Origin of the sequence: Streptomyces lasalocidi, assembly GCF_005280215.1 — a bacterium.
GTDB lineage: Bacteria > Actinomycetota > Actinomycetes > Streptomycetales > Streptomycetaceae > Streptomyces > Streptomyces longwoodensis.
Window position 1 is genome coordinate 299,463 of the sequence record NZ_SZNQ01000001.1, and the last position, 14,736, is coordinate 314,198.

Here is a 14,736-nt window from a genome sequence, read left to right on the forward strand (position 1 = left end):
TTCCACGTGTGCAAAGGGGTTCCGATGTCGAATGAGCCGAACGAGCCGCAGGACTCCCACGAGCCGAACGTGAGGTCGGCCGTGCGCGAGGGTGCGCTCTCGAACGAGGAGAGGCTCCGCGACTACCTGAAGTGGGTCACCACCGACCTGCACGACACGCGCCGCCGGCTGCGCGAGGTCCAGGACGCCCAGAGCGAACCGATCGCGATCGTGGGGATGGCGTGCCGGTTCCCCGGCGGCGCCGACTCCCCGGATACCTTCTGGGAGTTGATCGCCGAGGGCCGTGACGCGATATCGGGGATGCCCACCGATCGCGGCTGGGACCTGGACGCCCTCTACGACGACGACCCCAGCCACGCCGGGACGTCGTACGCACGCGAGGGCGGCTTCCTGCCCGACGCCGGTCACTTCGACGCGGCCCTCTTCGGGATCTCACCCCGTGAGGCCCTCGCGATGGACCCGCAGCAGCGGCTCGTCCTCGAGGCATCCTGGGAGGCACTGGAGCGGGCCGGTATCAACCCCCAGTCGCTGCGCGGCAGTCGTACCGGCGTCTTCGTCGGCCATGTGGCCTCCGGATACGGCGCACACGTCACGGACGCTCCCGACGGGGTGGAGGGGTACCTGGGTACCGGCACCTCCGCCAGTGTCGCCTCGGGCCGCGTCGCCTACACCCTGGGGCTGGAAGGCCCGGCGGTCACCGTCGACACCGCCTGTTCCTCCTCGCTGGTGGCGCTGCACTGGGCCGAGCAGGCCCTGCGGGCCCGCGAGTGCTCGCTGGCGATCGTCGCCGGGGTGACGGTGCTGCCGTCCCCGCTGGCGTTCATCGAGTTCAGCCGGCAGCGCGGACTCGCCGCCGACGGCCGCTGCAAGCCCTTCTCGGCGGCGGCCGACGGCTTCGGTTTCGCGGAGGGCGTGGGCGCCCTGCTCGTGCAACGCCTGACGGACGCGCGCCGCGAGGGCCGCGAGGTCCTGGCGGTGATCCGCGGCTCGGCCGTGAACCAGGACGGCGCCAGCAACGGCCTCACCGCACCCAACGGCCCCTCCCAGCAGCGGGTGATCCGCCAGGCCCTCACCAACGCCCGCCTCACGCCCGGCGACATCGACATGGTGGAGGCCCACGGCACCGGCACCGCGCTCGGCGACCCGATCGAGGCGCAGGCGTTGCTGGCGACGTACGGCCAGGACCGCCCGCAGGACCGCCCGCTGCGGCTGGGGTCCGTGAAGTCCAACATCGGGCACACCCAGGCGGCCGCGGGCATGGCCGGGCTCATCAAGACCGTCCTCGCGATGCGGCACGGGGTGATGCCCCGCACCCTGCACCTCGAGGAACCCACCCCTCACGTCGACTGGACCTCAGGCCGCGTCTCCCTGCTCACCGAGCAGACGGCCTGGCCCGCGTCGGACCGTCCGCGCCGGGCCGGTGTCTCCTCCTTCGGCATGAGCGGCACCAACGCCCACGTGATTCTCGAGGAGGCCCCGCAGCCCTCCACCGCCGACGACGCCGACGACGCCGCTGACGGGCCCGCTCGCCAGGAGGACGGGTCGGCGCCCGTCCCCTGGGTCCTGTCCGGCAAGAGTCCCGAGGCCCTGCGTGCCCAGGCCGCACGCCTGCGTGCGCACGTGGTGGCGTCCCCCGCTCCGGTCGCCGACCTCGGCCTGTCCCTGGCGACGACGCGCGCTGCGCTGGAACACCGTGGGGTGATCCTGGCGACGGACCTCACCGACGCCGTCCAGGGGCTGGACGCGCTGGCGTCAGGTGAGCCCGCGCCGGGAGTCGTGTCCGGCTCCGCACATCCGGGGTCCGGGGTGGTGTTCGTGTTCCCGGGTCAGGGTTCGCAGTGGACCGGCATGGGACGCGAACTCCTCGACAGCTCGCCCGAGTTCGCCGCGTACATTGCCGAGTGCGATGCCGCGCTCAGCGACTTCGTGGACTGGTCGCTCACCGACGTCCTGCGCGGCACCGAAGGAGCCCCCGGCTACGACCGCGTCGACGTCGTCCAGCCCGCCCTCTTCGCCGTCATGGTCAGCCTCGCCCGCCTCTGGCAACACCACGGCATCCACCCCGACGCCGTCATCGGCCACTCCCAAGGCGAAATCGCCGCCGCCCACATCGCCGGAGCCCTCACCCTCAACGACGCCGCCCGCATCGTCGCCCTACGCTCCCAAGCCCTCCTCCCCCTCGCCGGCCTCGGCGGCATGACCTCCCTCGCCCTCCCCCACGACCAAGCCCTCAACCTCATCCAGCCCTGGGGCCAAGACCTGTCCATCGCCTCCGTCAACGGACCCCACTCCACCGTCGTCTCCGGCACCACCCACGCCCTCGACCAACTCCACACCACCTGCGGCACCCAAGGAGTTCGGGCCCGCCGCATCCCCGTCGACTACGCCTCCCACTCCGCCCAAGTCGAAAGCATCCGCGACACCGTCTTCCAAGCAGCCACCGGCATCAACCCACAGCCGACCACCATCCCCCTCTACTCGACGGTCACCGGCCAACCCATCGACGGCACACGCCTCGACGCCGACTACTGGTACACCAACCTCCGCCACACCGTCCGCTTCGAGGAGACGGTCCGCACCCTCCTCAGCCACGGCCACCGCCACTTCATCGAGACCACCGCCCACCCCGTCCTCACCCTCGCCCTCGAGGAGACGGCTCAGGCCACCACCACCGACCCGACCATCACCGGCACCCTCCGCCGCGACCACGGCGACCTCACCCAACTCCACACCGCCCTCGCCACCGCCTGGACCCACGGTCTCCCCGTCGACTGGGCGTCGCTGCCCGCGTTCCGATCCGCCCGGCCCGTGGCGCTGCCGACCTACGCGTTCCAGCGCGAACGGTACTGGCTGGAGGAGGGGCACGGCGGTCCCGCGGACGTCGAAGCGGCGGGACTCGCCTCTCCCGGACATCCGCTGCTCGGTGCCATGGTGCGACCCGCCGGAGGTGACCCGTTGGTCCTCACCGGGCGGCTGTCCCTGCGCACGCACCCCTGGCTGGCGGACCACGTGGCATTGGGCACCGTACTGCTGCCGGGTGCCGCTTTCGTGGAACTGGCGTTGCGGGCGGGCGACGAGGTCGGGTGCGAGTGCCTGGAGGAACTCACCCTCGAGACGCCGCTGGTCCTGCCGGAGCGCGGCGCGGTGCGCACGCAGGTGGTGATCGGCGAGGCCGACGGGACCGGGTGCCGGTCGCTGCACGTGTACTCCTCCCCCGAGGACGAGACCGATGAGTCAGGTCCGTGGACGCGGCACGCGAGCGGTGTGCTGGCCAAGCAGGCCGACGTGACGCCGTTCGAGTTCGCGGTGTGGCCGCCCGCGGACGCCGAACCGGTCGATCTGGACGGCTTCTACGAGGGTCTGGCCGAGGTGGGACACGGCTACGGGCCGGTGTTCCGTGGGCTGCGCGCGGCCTGGCGGCTGGGGCCGGACGTCTACGCGGAGGTGGCCCTGCCGGAAGAGGTCGGGGACGAGGCGGGGAAGTTCGGGCTGCATCCGGCGCTGCTCGACGCCTCGATGCACGCCATCGGTGTAGGGGACTTCTTCGCCGACACCGAGCGGGTGCGGCTGCCGTTCGCATGGAGCGACGTGTCCCTCCATGCCGTGGGCGCCCGGACCTTGCGGGTGCGGCTGTCGCCGGCCGACACGGACGCGGTGGCACTGCAGTTGGCGGACGCGACAGGCCGCCAGGTCGCGTCCGTCGGGTCCATGGTGTCGCGTCCTGTCTCGCCCGAGCAGCTGCCCGCCGCCCGACAGTCGGAGCGGGACTTGTTCAGCCAGGTCTGGGAGCCGGTGCGGGCTTCGGGTGCCGCGCCGGATCCGGACACGGACTGGGTCGTCCTCGGGGCGGACACGGGCCCCTTGGTCGCGGCCGTCTCGGCGACGGGCGTACGGACGGCGGTCCACGGTGACGTCGTAGACCTGTTGGCGGCTCTGGACGCGGGTGGGGCCGTGCCGGCCGTGGCCTTGCTGTTCTGCGATCCGGTGGCCACCGGTGACGTGGCCGCGGACGCCCGTGCCTGCACGTCCGCGGTGTTGAGCGAGGTGCAGACCTGGCTGTCCGACTCCCGGCTGGAGTCGTCGCAGTTGGTCGTGGTCACGCGAGGCGCGGTCACCACTGGTGCGGAGGCCGAGGTCACCGACCTGGTGCAGGCTCCGGTGTGGGGGCTGCTGCGGTCGGCGCAGTCCGAGAACCCCGCACGCTTCACGGTGGTCGACCTGGACGACCGTCCTGCCTCTCACGCGACGCTGCCGGGCGCGGTGGCCACCGCGCTCGCCGTGAACGAGCCGCAGGTCGCCCTGCGTGACGGGGTGGTGGTCGTGCCGCGGCTCGCCCGGACGGACGGACCGGCGCAGCCTGTGGTCCCGGACTGGGACCCTTCCGGCACCGTGCTGATCACCGGCGGTACGGGCACCCTCGGTGCCCTCTTCGCCCGGCATCTGGTAACGCGGTACGGCGTGCGGCACCTGCTGCTGACCAGCCGTCGCGGCGCGGAGGCTCCCGGGGCGTCCGAACTGGTCGCGGAGCTGGCCGAGTCGGGGGCGGCGGCCGAGGTGGTCGCGTGCGACGTGGCCGACCGTGGGGCGCTGGCCGGCGTGCTGGCGGGCATCGACCCCGACCACCCGCTGCGGGCGGTCGTGCACACGGCGGGTGTGCTGGACGACGGTGTGATCGGCACCATGACCCCGGAGCGGATCGACTGGGTCATGCGGCCCAAGACGGACGCCGCCGTCCACCTCCACGAACTGACGCGGGAGCAGGACCTGACGGCGTTCGTGCTGTTCTCCTCGATCGCCGGGCTGTTCGGCAACCCCGGTCAGGCCAACTACGCGGCAGCGAACGTGTTCACGGACGCGCTGGCCCGGCACCGCCACGCACAGGGTCTGCCGGCGCTGTCCCTCGCCTGGGGTCTGTGGGCCGACGCGACCGGCATGACAGGGCACCTCGACGAGGGCGAACGACGGCGGATGTCCCGAAGCGGTGTGGTGCCGCTGTCGGCCGAGCACGGGCTGGCCCTCTTCGACGCGGCCTGCGCTCTGGACGAGCCCTGTGTGGCCCCGGTCCAGCTCGACCCGCCGGCCCTGCGCGGTCTGGCCGATGCCGGGGTGCTGCCCGGCGTCCTGCGCGGCCTGGTCCGCGCCACGGCGCGGCGGGCCGCGGACCAGGGCGGCGGTGACGGCGGTGCGGTGCTGGTCCGGCGGCTCGCCGGTCTGGCCGAGGCGGACCGCCACCGCGAACTCCTCGACCTCGTGCGCACGCAGGCGGCGAACGTCCTCGGCCACGCCTCTTCCGCCTCCATCGACCCCGACCACGCCTTCAACGAGCTCGGCTTCGACTCGCTCACGGCCGTCGAGCTGCGCAACCTGCTCAACGCCGCCACCGGGCTGCGGCTGCCGCCCAGCCTCGTCTTCGACTACCCGACCCCGACCCGCCTCGCCGAGCACCTGCGCGCCGGCCTGGAACCGGAGATCGGCGCCGTACCGCACGTCGACCCGGAGGAGGCCGCCGTGAGGGAGGCGCTGGCCTCGCTGTCCTTGCAGCAGTTGCGCGAGGCCGGACTGGTCGACGTGCTGCTGAGCCTCGCCGGGGGCGACGACGCCATGGCCGGCACCGGGAGCGAGGCGGAGGAGGAGACGCTGTCGATCGCCACGATGGACGTCGACGATCTCGTGCAGCTCGCGCTCGACACCCCCGAGACGGAGTTCCGCAAATGACCACATCGCCAGAGAAGATCGTCGAGGCGCTGCGTGCATCGCTGTCGGAGAACGAGCGGCTGCGACGCCAGAACCAGCAGCTCACCACGGCGTCCCGGGAGCCGGTGGCCATCGTCGGCATGGCCTGCCGGTTCCCCGGCGGGGTGGAGAGCCCCGAGCAGCTGTGGCGGCTGCTGACCGAGGGCCGGGACGCCGTCGCGGACTTCCCGAGCGACCGCGGCTGGGACCTGGACTCCCTCTACGACCCGGATCCCGACCACCCGGGGACGTCGTACACGAGCCAGGGCGGATTCCTGTACGACGCGGGGCAGTTCGACCCGCTGCTGTTCGGCATCTCGCCCCGCGAGGCCCTGGCGATGGACCCCCAGCAGCGGCTGCTGCTGGAGACCTCCTGGGAGGTGTTCGAACGCGCCGGCATCGACCCGAGTTCGCTCGGCGGGACCCGGACCGGTGTGTTCGCCGGCGCCATCGCCTCCGGCTACGCGATCGGTCTGCCGGAGTTCCCCGAGGGTGTCCAGGGGTACGTCGGCACCGGCACGTCGGCGAGCGTGCTGTCCGGGCGGATCTCCTACGCCTTCGGTCTCGAGGGCCCTGCCGTCACCGTCGACACCGCCTGCTCCTCCTCCCTGGTCGCCCTGCACCTGGCCTGCCAGGCCCTGCGCAACGGCGAGTGCTCACTCGCGCTGGCCGGTGGCGTGACGGTCATGGCCGTACCGGGTCTGTTCACCGAGTTCAGCAGGCAGCGGGGCCTCGCACCCGACGGCCGCTGCAAGGCCTTCGCCGCGGCGGCCGACGGCACGGGCTTCTCCGAAGGCGTGGGCGTCCTGCTGGTGGAGCGGCTGTCTGACGCCCGCCGCAACGGCCACCAGGTGCTCGCCGTCGTCCGCGGCTCCGCCGTCAACCAGGACGGCGCCAGCAACGGCCTCACCGCACCCAACGGCCCTTCGCAGCAACGCGTGATCCGCCAGGCCCTCGCCAACGCCCGCCTCACCCCCGCCGACGTCGACGCCGTCGAGGCGCACGGCACCGGAACCACGCTCGGCGACCCCATCGAAGCCCAAGCCCTCCTCGCCACCTACGGGCAGAACCGCACGGAGGACCAGCCGCTGTGGCTCGGCTCGGTGAAGTCCAACATCGGCCACACCCAGGCCGCCGCCGGTGTCGCGGGCGTCATCAAGATGGTCATGGCGCTGCGCCACGAGGTACTGCCACAGACACTGCACGTCGACGCGCCCTCACCCCACATCGACTGGGCGTCGGGCCACGTCTCCCTCCTCACCGAGGAACTGAAGTGGCCGGGGACGGACCGGCCGCGCCGGGCCGGTGTGTCCTCCTTCGGCATCAGCGGCACCAACGCCCACGTCATCCTTGAAGCCGCCCCGCCGGAGACCCCGCCCGCCGATGACGAGCCGGAGCGGGCGGCCGGACCGGTGCCGTGGGTCCTCTCCGCCAGGACCAGGAAGGCCCTCCAGTCCCAGGCGGCCCGGTTGCTCACCTTCACCGAGGAGACCCCGGACGTCTCCGTCGCCGCCGTGTCCTCCGCGCTGCTCGGCACGCGTGCCGCCCTCGACCACCGGGCCGTCGTCCTGGCCTCGGACCGTGTCGAATTCTCACGACGCCTGCACGCACTGGCGTCCGGCAGGCCCGCGAGCGGAGTGACCACCGGGAGCGTGCGGTCGGGGCGGCTGGCGTTCATGTTCACCGGCCAGGGCTCCCAACGCCTCGGCATGGGCCACGAGCTCTACGACACCGAACCCGCCTTCGCCGCAGCACTGGAAGAAGCCTTCGCAGCACTGGACCCACACCTGCCACAGCCACTGCGCGACATCATCTTCGGCGACGACCCCGAGCTACTGCAGCAAACCCAGTACGCACAACCCGCGCTGTTCGCCGTCGAGACCGCCCTGTACCGGCTCCTCACCGACACCTACGGCCTGCGCCCCGACTACCTCCTCGGCCACTCCATCGGAGAACTCACCGCCGCCCACGCCGCCGGCGTCCTCACCCTGCCCGACGCCGCACGCCTGGTCACCGCCCGCGGACACCTCATGCAAACCGCACCCACCGGCGGAACCATGATCGCCATCCAAGCCACGGAAGACGAAATCACCGAACACCTGACCCCCGGGGTGGCTATCGCCGCCCTCAACTCCCCCAGCAGCACAGTCATATCGGGTGACACCGCCGAGGCAGAAGCCATCGCGGACCGCTTCCGCGCCCTCGGCCGCAAGACCAGCCGACTGAAGGTCTCCCACGCCTTCCACTCCCCCCACATGGACCCCGTCCTCGACGACTTCCGGCAGATCGCCGCCACCCTCGACTACCACCCCGCCCGCATCCCCGTCATCTCCAACACCACCGGACAGCCCGCCGAAAACCTCACATCCCCCGACTACTGGACCCAACACATCCGCCGCCCCGTCCGCTTCACCGACAGCCTCCACCACCTCACCCAGCAGGGTGTGACGACCTTCCTCGAACTCGGTCCCGATGCCACCCTCGCCATGCTCGCCGACGCCCACGCCACCGCCGTCCTGCGCAGGAACTCGTCCGAGCCGCAGGCCCTGCGTACGGCGCTCGCCGAGCTGTGGGTCCACGGCGTTCCGGTGGCTTGGCCTCACTCGACCGACCGGCGCGTGGATCTGCCGACCTACGCCTTCGACCACCAGCACTACTGGCTGGACGCGGCGCCCGGAACCTCCGCCACCTCCGTCCGCCCGTCGGTGCCGGTGGAGGCCGCCGACGCACCGCCCACGCTCGCTGATCGGTTCGAGGGACTGGGCGCGGGCGAACGGACCTCCATGGCTGAGGAGTTGGTCCGTGAGACGGTCGCTGTCGTCCTGGGGTTCGCCGACCCGGAGGACGTGGACGTGTCCACGCCGTTCATCAAGCTGGGCATCGACTCACTGACGGCGGTGGAACTGCGCAGGCGGCTGGGCGGGTACACCGGCCTGGAGATCCCCGCCGTGGTCGTGTTCGAGCATCCGACCACCCACGACCTCGCCGAGTACCTGATCGAGGCGATGTCCGCGCCTCCGGGAGCGACGCCGGACGGCGCTTCGGGTGCGCCTTCCGGCGTTCGGGCGACCGCCGCGGTGGACTCGCTCTCGGATCTCTTCGTCCGGGCGTGTGGACGGGGGGAGTTCGCCGAGGCCCACCGTCTCGCGCTGGGGCTCGCCGAGTACCGGCCCACCTTCGCGGGCGAGCTGGACGGGGCGCGGTCGCCGGACGTCGTACCGCTTCGTCGAGGTACGGCGTCGCCGGCCGTGGTGTGCTTCCCGTCGTTCGTCTGGAAGCCCGACTTCCAGCAGTACCTGTCGCTGGCCCGGGAGTTGACCGAGGACCGGGACGTCGCGGTGTCGGGGCTGCCCGGGTTCCGGCCCGGGGAGCCGTTGCCCGCTTCGGCGGAGGCGCTGGCGCGGGCGCTGGCGGCCGTGGTGCGCCGGGTCGCCGGTGGGCGGCGGTGTGTTCTGCTCGGTCACTCGTCGGGGGGCTATGTGGCGGCGGCGGTGGCGGCACAGCTGGAGGAGGCGGGCGAGGCGCCCGCCGGGCTGGTGCTGGTCGACACGCCGTGGTGGGGTTCCGCGGGCGGGCTGGGGTCGCAGGAGTGGCTTCCGGTGATCAACGAGATGCTGCTGGCGCGCGGTGCGGCTGCGGGTGCGGAGGACAGCGACGCGGGTGACGCCTGGGTCACCGCGCGGGCCAAGTACTTCAGCCTGGACTTCGCGATCGCGCCACGGGATGTGCGGACCCTGCTGCTGCGGCCGGCCGAACCGCTGGCCGGTTCCGCCGCGGACGCCGGCTGGCGCGCCGAGTGGCGGCCAGGCACCACGGTCGTCGAGGTGCCGGGGAACCACTTCTCGATGCTGGACAGCGCCCATGCCCAGGCATGCGCCAGGGCGGTGGAGGGCTGGCTCGCCACTCTGGGATAGGCGCGTGGGGACGGGCGCAGCAGGAAAGGACAGGGCGAGAAAGACGTCGGGAAATTGAGCAGAGGAACAGCAGAAAGGCCGCCCGAGCACCTCGGGCGGCCTTCAGTACCGCAACGGACCGGTCAGATGGATTCGGCGACCCGCTTGATTCCGTCGAGGTGGGAGTTGCTTTCCGCGAGCCCCAGCCGCGTGCTGTCCGATCCTTCGGGAGTCAGGGTGAATTCGATGAGCCGGGAGTTCGTGTCGTCGGGCTCCGCCTCGGTCGGCACCGTCAGCACGCGGTAGGAGAAATACTGGTGGGGCTCGATCCGCTCGATCGTGGCGGAGAACACGCCGCCGTTCTTGAAGCGGAAGATCATCTTTCCGCCGGGACGCAGATCCATCTCGGTGTCGGCCTCGCCGAACCACTGGCTCAGGTACTTGTCCTCGGTGAGGACGGCCCACACGCGCTCCACCGGAGCCGAGATGATCATTTCCCGCGTGTCACTCATGCGATTCCTCCCAATCGGGCAACAGGTCGCTGCGCTCACACGCTACTGAGCCGGGACCGGGCGCAGTAACCCTTACCGGCACCCCTACCCTCCCCTATTCGCGTGCGGCCGGAGGAATTCCCCTCTTCACCGCACCAGGTCCGGGAGTACGGTGTGGGGCGTTTCCTCACCGCGGGAAAGGATCGCGTGAACCGATGACCAATACCCGGAGCGCCGTTGTTTTGGGCGGCGGTATGGCCGGAATGCTCGTCTCCTCGATGCTGGCCCGTCACGTCGGCTCGGTGACCGTGATCGACCGGGACGCGTTCCCGGCGGGTCCGGACCTGCGCAAGGGGGTTCCGCAGGCCCGGCACGCCCACATCCTCTGGTCGGGCGGCGCCCGGATCGTCGAGGAGCTGCTGCCCGGGACCACGGACCGGCTGCTGGGTGCCGGCGCGCACCGTATCGGCATCCCCGACGGGCAGGTGTCGTACACCGCCTACGGGTGGCAACATCGTTTCCCGGAGGCCCAGTTCATGATCGCCTGCAGTCGTGCGCTGCTGGACTGGACGGTGCGCGAGGAGACCCTGCGGGAGGAGCGCATCGCCCTGGTCGAGAAGACGGAGGTGCTGGCGCTGCTGGGTGACGCGGGCCGGGTCACGGGGGTACGGGTGCGGGACCAGGAGTCCGGCGAGGAGCGGGAGGTGCCGGCCGATCTCGTGGTCGACACCACCGGCCGGGGGTCACCGTCGAAGCGGCTGCTGGCGGAGCTGGGATTGCCGGCACCCGAGGAGGAGTTCGTCGACTCGGGGATGGTGTACGCGACGCGGCTCTTCCGGGCGCCCGAGGCGGCTGCGACGAACTTCCCGCTGGTGAGCGTGCACGCCGACCACCGTGCGGGCCGGCCGGGCTGCAACGCGGTGCTGATGCCGATCGAGGACGGCCGCTGGATCGTCACGGTCTCCGGGACACGCGGGGGTGAACCGCCCGCCGACGACGAGGGGTTCGCACGGTTCGCTCGGGACGGCGTCCGCCATCCGCTGGTCGGCGAACTCATCGCCAAGGCGCAGCCGCTCACTTCGGTGGAGCGGTCCCGCTCGACGGTCAACCGCCGGCTGCATTACGACCGGTTGGCCACCTGGCCGGAGGGCCTGGTGGTGCTGGGCGACGCCGTGGCCGCCTTCAACCCCGTGTACGGGCACGGGATGAGCGCGGCGGCGCACAGTGTGCTGGCACTCCGGTCCCAGCTCGGGCAGCGCGCCTTCCAGCCCGGTCTGGCGCGCGCGGCGCAGCGGGCGATCGCCGTGGCGGTGGACGACGCCTGGGTGCTGGCCACCTCGCACGACATCGGCTACCCGGGGTGCCGGACCCAGACCAGGGACCCGCGGCTGACCCGCCACGCCGGGGAACGGCAGCGCGTCACCGACCTGGTGGGACTCACCGCGACCCGCAACCAGGTGGTCAACCGGGCCGCCGTGGCCCTCAACACCCTGTCGGCGGGCATGGCGAGCATGCAGGACCCCGCGGTCATGGCGGCGGTCCGGCGCGGCCCCGAGGTGCCGGCGCCGACCGAACCGCCGTTGCGGCCCGACGAGGTCGCCCGGCTGGTGTCCGGCGCCGGTGTGACGGCCTGAGGGGGCGGGGAGATGCCTGCGGAGACGGTGCGCAAGGAAGTGGCCCTGGAGTACTGCCGCAGGGTCAACGCCGGTGAACTGGAGGGCGTGCTCCAGCTGTTCGCGCCGGACGCGCGGCTGGTGGACCCGCTGGGCACCGAGCCGGTCGTCGGCCGCGCCGCCCTCGCCGCCCGGCTGGCCCCGGCGTTGCGCGGAGCCGTGCACGAGGAGCCGGGGCGCCCGTACGCGGCTCATGACGGCACCTCCGTCGTGCTGCCGGCGACCGTCACGGTCGGCGCCCCGGGCGCTCCGCCGCAGCGGCGGGGACGGACCCGGGTGATGGGCGTCATCGAGGTGGGCGAGGACGGCCTGATCCGGGAGATGCGCGTCATGTGGGGGGTCACGGACTCGTCGTGGACCGCCCGTCCCGCCCCCGACGAGGAACGCCGCAAGGAGCTGGCCCGCGAGCACTGCCTGCGCATCAACGACGGTGACGTGGACGGTCTGCTCAAGCTGTACTCGCCCCGCATCCGCTTCGAGGACCCCGTCGGCTCCTGGACCCGCACCGGCCTGGAGGCGCTGCGGGCCCACGCGACGATGGCGGTGGGCAGCAACGTGCGGGAGACGGCCGGGCTGACGGTCGCCGGTCAGGACGGACGGCACGCGGCCGTCACGGTCTCCGCGACGATGGACTACCTGCCCTCGGGGCCCCTGTTGGCCCGCCACCACCTCATGACGCTCCCGGCCCCCGCCGATCCGCACCGGGCCCTCATCGGCATCGAGTACGTGATGGTGATCGGCGTCGATGCCGACGGCCTCATCGACGAGATGCGCGCCTACTGGGGGGCAACGGACGTCTCCCTGCTCGATCCTGCCGCCTAGCGACACGAACGGTCCCCGGTGGTGCTACGTCCACCTCCTGTTCGGGTCCGTGCACCACTGCTCTTCCTCTCGCACCACGGCATCGTTTCGGATGCCATTCGGAAACGAGAGGGAGTACCGGTGCAGAACGCATTCACGTCCAAGGTACGCAAGGGTCTTCTGGTGCTGGCGGCGGCAGGCTTGCTGAGTACCGCCGTGACGGGTGCGGCGGTCGCGGAGCCGCCGCGGAGGGATCCGGCGCTGCAGAAGAGTCTCGTCTCGCTCGTGAAGGAGGAGAAGTTCCCGGCCGCGTTCGCCTGGACCAGCAAGAAACGGCCGGGCGACGTCGCTGGTCGCCGGCTCCTCCGAGTTGCACCGGCAGGTGCCGGTCCCCCACGACGGCCAGGTCAGGGCGGGCAGCAACACGAAGAGCTTCACGGCGACCGTGGTGCTGCAGCTCGTGGCCGAGGGCAAGGTCCGGCTCGACGCGCCCATCGAGACCTACCTGCCCCAACTGGTGCGCGGAAAGGGCATCGACGGCCACCGGATCACCGTACGGCAGCTCCTTCAGCACACCAGCGGACTTCCCAACTACACCGAATACATCGGCATGGAGAACTTCGAGGGACTGCAGCACAGGTTCTTCCAGCCGCACGACCTGCTGTCCGCCGCCCTGGCCCATCCCGCGCACTTCCCGCCCGGCTCGCGGTGGGAGTACAGCAACACCAATTACCTGGTGGCGGGCCTGCTGATCGAGCGGGTCACCGGGCGGCCGGTGCAGGAGGAGATAACCCAGCGCGTGATCAGGAAGGCCGGGCTGCGCCACACGTACTGGCCGCAGCCCGGTGACCAGACCCTACGGGGACCGCACCCGCACGGATACACGACCGGCAACCTGGAGAAGGGCAACGTCATCGACGCCACCGTCATGGACCCGTCCTGGGGCGGGGCGGCCGGCCAGCTGATCTCGACCCCGAGCGATCTGGCGGCGTTCGCCCGTGCGTTGCTCGACGGACGGCTGCTGCCGCCCGCCCAGTTGGCGGAGATGCGCAAGACGGTCGACGCGCCGCTGCTGCCGGGGTGGCGGTACGGACTCGGCCTGTTCAGCGTTCCGTTGAGTTGCGGCGGCGTGTACTGGGGGCACGGCGGCGACATCGACGGCTTCGAGACCCGTGGCGGCGCCACGGACGACGGCCGCTCGGTCGGACTCGCGGTGACCGCCCTGCCGGGGACCTTCGGTGACGCCGACGAGGCCGCGAAGGCCGTCATGGCGGCCGTGGACACGGCGTTCTGCAAGTGACGGGGCCGCTGTGAGCGGAGGGCTGTGGCCGGGTGGCCCGGCGGGGCCGGTCCGTTCACTCCCGGTGGGCCGCCACGTCGCCGTTGACCGTGCTCAGTGTCATCGCGGGGCCGTCGCCGGCAGTGAGGGTCGGTACGGTGATGCGCGGTTGGCCGTTGCGGGTGGTGGCCGTGACCCGGTAGGCGGGGGCGTCGTCCGGCACGGTGACGTCGACCGAGCCGTTGGTGGTGCGCCCGGTGACGCGGCTCGCGGCCGTGGCGCAGGCGAGGACGACGTCCCCGTTGGACGTCACGGCGTACAGGCGGTCGGCGGCGACCGCGGTGACGCGCACCGAGCCGTTGCGGGTGGTCAGTTTGACGGCCGCGTCGTCCCGGCCGGAACGGGCCACCGTGACATCGCCGTTGACGGTGGTCACGTCCAGCGCGGCCGCGATGCCGACGACGTCGACGCCCGCGTTGCGTGCGGTGACCGTGACGCGTACGTCGTCCGGAACCTCCACCGTGGGCATGCGTGGGCACGGGCGGCCCTCGCGGTCCTGTTCGTCGCAGGAGAGGTCCAGCACCTCCATGTCGTCGTGGTGCGACCAGTGCGCGCCGACATCGCCGTCGACGGAGACGCTCCGTCCGTCGGCGGGGCGCAGCCTGACCCCGTTGTCGGTGGTGATGACGACCGTGCTGCCGGAGTCCACGGCGCCGAGCATCCCGTCGGCCCGCGGGCCTCCGGAGCCACCGTCCCCGCCGTGGCAGGCCACGGCCAGGGGCAGCACAGCCAGGGCAACGGTCAGACGGCGCAGGCGAGTTCCGGGGTTCGCAGTCATGCACCCCGCTTTCCCCGGCTCAGCCCCA

The 14,736-nt window shown here is 72.0% G+C and carries 7 protein-coding genes; 5 read left to right on the forward strand and 2 right to left on the reverse strand.

Going from position 1 to position 14,736, the window contains the following annotated elements; genetic code table 11:
* The first annotated feature begins 24 nt into the window (after positions 1 to 24).
* Together E4U91_RS00990 and E4U91_RS00995 are read left to right on the forward strand one after the other, a co-directional pair.
* Entirely contained in the window at positions 25 to 5,715 is a 5,691-nt protein-coding gene (locus E4U91_RS00990) for a type I polyketide synthase (RefSeq protein WP_137304745.1), read from the forward strand.
* Between the two features lie 41 nt (positions 5,716 to 5,756).
* Positions 5,757 to 9,647, forward strand: coding sequence for a type I polyketide synthase (locus E4U91_RS00995; protein ID WP_479681758.1), 3,891 nt, complete (start codon positions 5,757 to 5,759; stop codon positions 9,645 to 9,647).
* A gap of 122 nt (positions 9,648 to 9,769) precedes the next feature.
* Here the strand turns inward: E4U91_RS00995 and E4U91_RS01000 are convergent, their stop codons facing one another.
* Positions 9,770 to 10,138, reverse strand: a complete 369-nt coding sequence (locus E4U91_RS01000) for an SRPBCC domain-containing protein (protein ID WP_137304747.1) — start codon at positions 10,136 to 10,138, stop codon at positions 9,770 to 9,772.
* Between the two features lie 194 nt (positions 10,139 to 10,332).
* Here E4U91_RS01000 and E4U91_RS01005 point away from each other — a divergent pair, with 194 nt between their 5' ends.
* The 3 genes from E4U91_RS01005 (at position 10,333) to E4U91_RS01015 (ending at position 13,891) form a co-directional block, all read left to right on the forward strand.
* On the forward strand, positions 10,333 to 11,751 hold the full coding sequence (locus tag E4U91_RS01005) for an FAD-dependent oxidoreductase (protein ID WP_032492358.1): 1,419 nt from the start codon (positions 10,333 to 10,335) through the stop codon (positions 11,749 to 11,751).
* Positions 11,752 to 11,763: 12 nt separating this feature from the next.
* Positions 11,764 to 12,612 carry a nuclear transport factor 2 family protein gene (locus E4U91_RS01010; protein WP_137304748.1) on the forward strand — a complete coding sequence of 283 codons (849 nt, stop codon included), beginning with the start codon at positions 11,764 to 11,766 and terminating at the stop codon, positions 12,610 to 12,612.
* 361 nt (positions 12,613 to 12,973) lie between these two features.
* A complete protein-coding gene (locus E4U91_RS01015) occupies positions 12,974 to 13,891 on the forward strand; it encodes a serine hydrolase domain-containing protein (RefSeq protein WP_338326660.1) in 918 nt (305 codons plus the stop codon).
* A gap of 55 nt (positions 13,892 to 13,946) precedes the next feature.
* Here the strand turns inward: E4U91_RS01015 and E4U91_RS01020 are convergent, their stop codons facing one another.
* Positions 13,947 to 14,708 carry a DUF4097 family beta strand repeat-containing protein gene (locus E4U91_RS01020; protein ID WP_137304749.1) on the reverse strand — a complete coding sequence of 254 codons (762 nt, stop codon included), beginning with the start codon at positions 14,706 to 14,708 and terminating at the stop codon, positions 13,947 to 13,949.
* Positions 14,709 to 14,736: the final 28 nt, after the last annotated feature.

What these genes read in the sequence shown, in the direction of transcription:
- E4U91_RS00990 (WP_137304745.1), top strand. Translation starts at nt 25, where the DNA reads ATGTCGAATGAGCCGAACGAGCCGCAGGACTCCCACGAGCCGAACGTG.
- E4U91_RS01000 (WP_137304747.1), bottom strand. Translation starts at nt 10,138, where the DNA reads ATGAGTGACACGCGGGAAATGATCATCTCGGCTCCGGTGGAGCGCGTG.
- E4U91_RS01005 (WP_032492358.1), top strand. Translation starts at nt 10,333, where the DNA reads ATGACCAATACCCGGAGCGCCGTTGTTTTGGGCGGCGGTATGGCCGGA.
- E4U91_RS01010 (WP_137304748.1), top strand. Translation starts at nt 11,764, where the DNA reads ATGCCTGCGGAGACGGTGCGCAAGGAAGTGGCCCTGGAGTACTGCCGC.
- E4U91_RS01020 (WP_137304749.1), bottom strand. Translation starts at nt 14,708, where the DNA reads ATGACTGCGAACCCCGGAACTCGCCTGCGCCGTCTGACCGTTGCCCTG.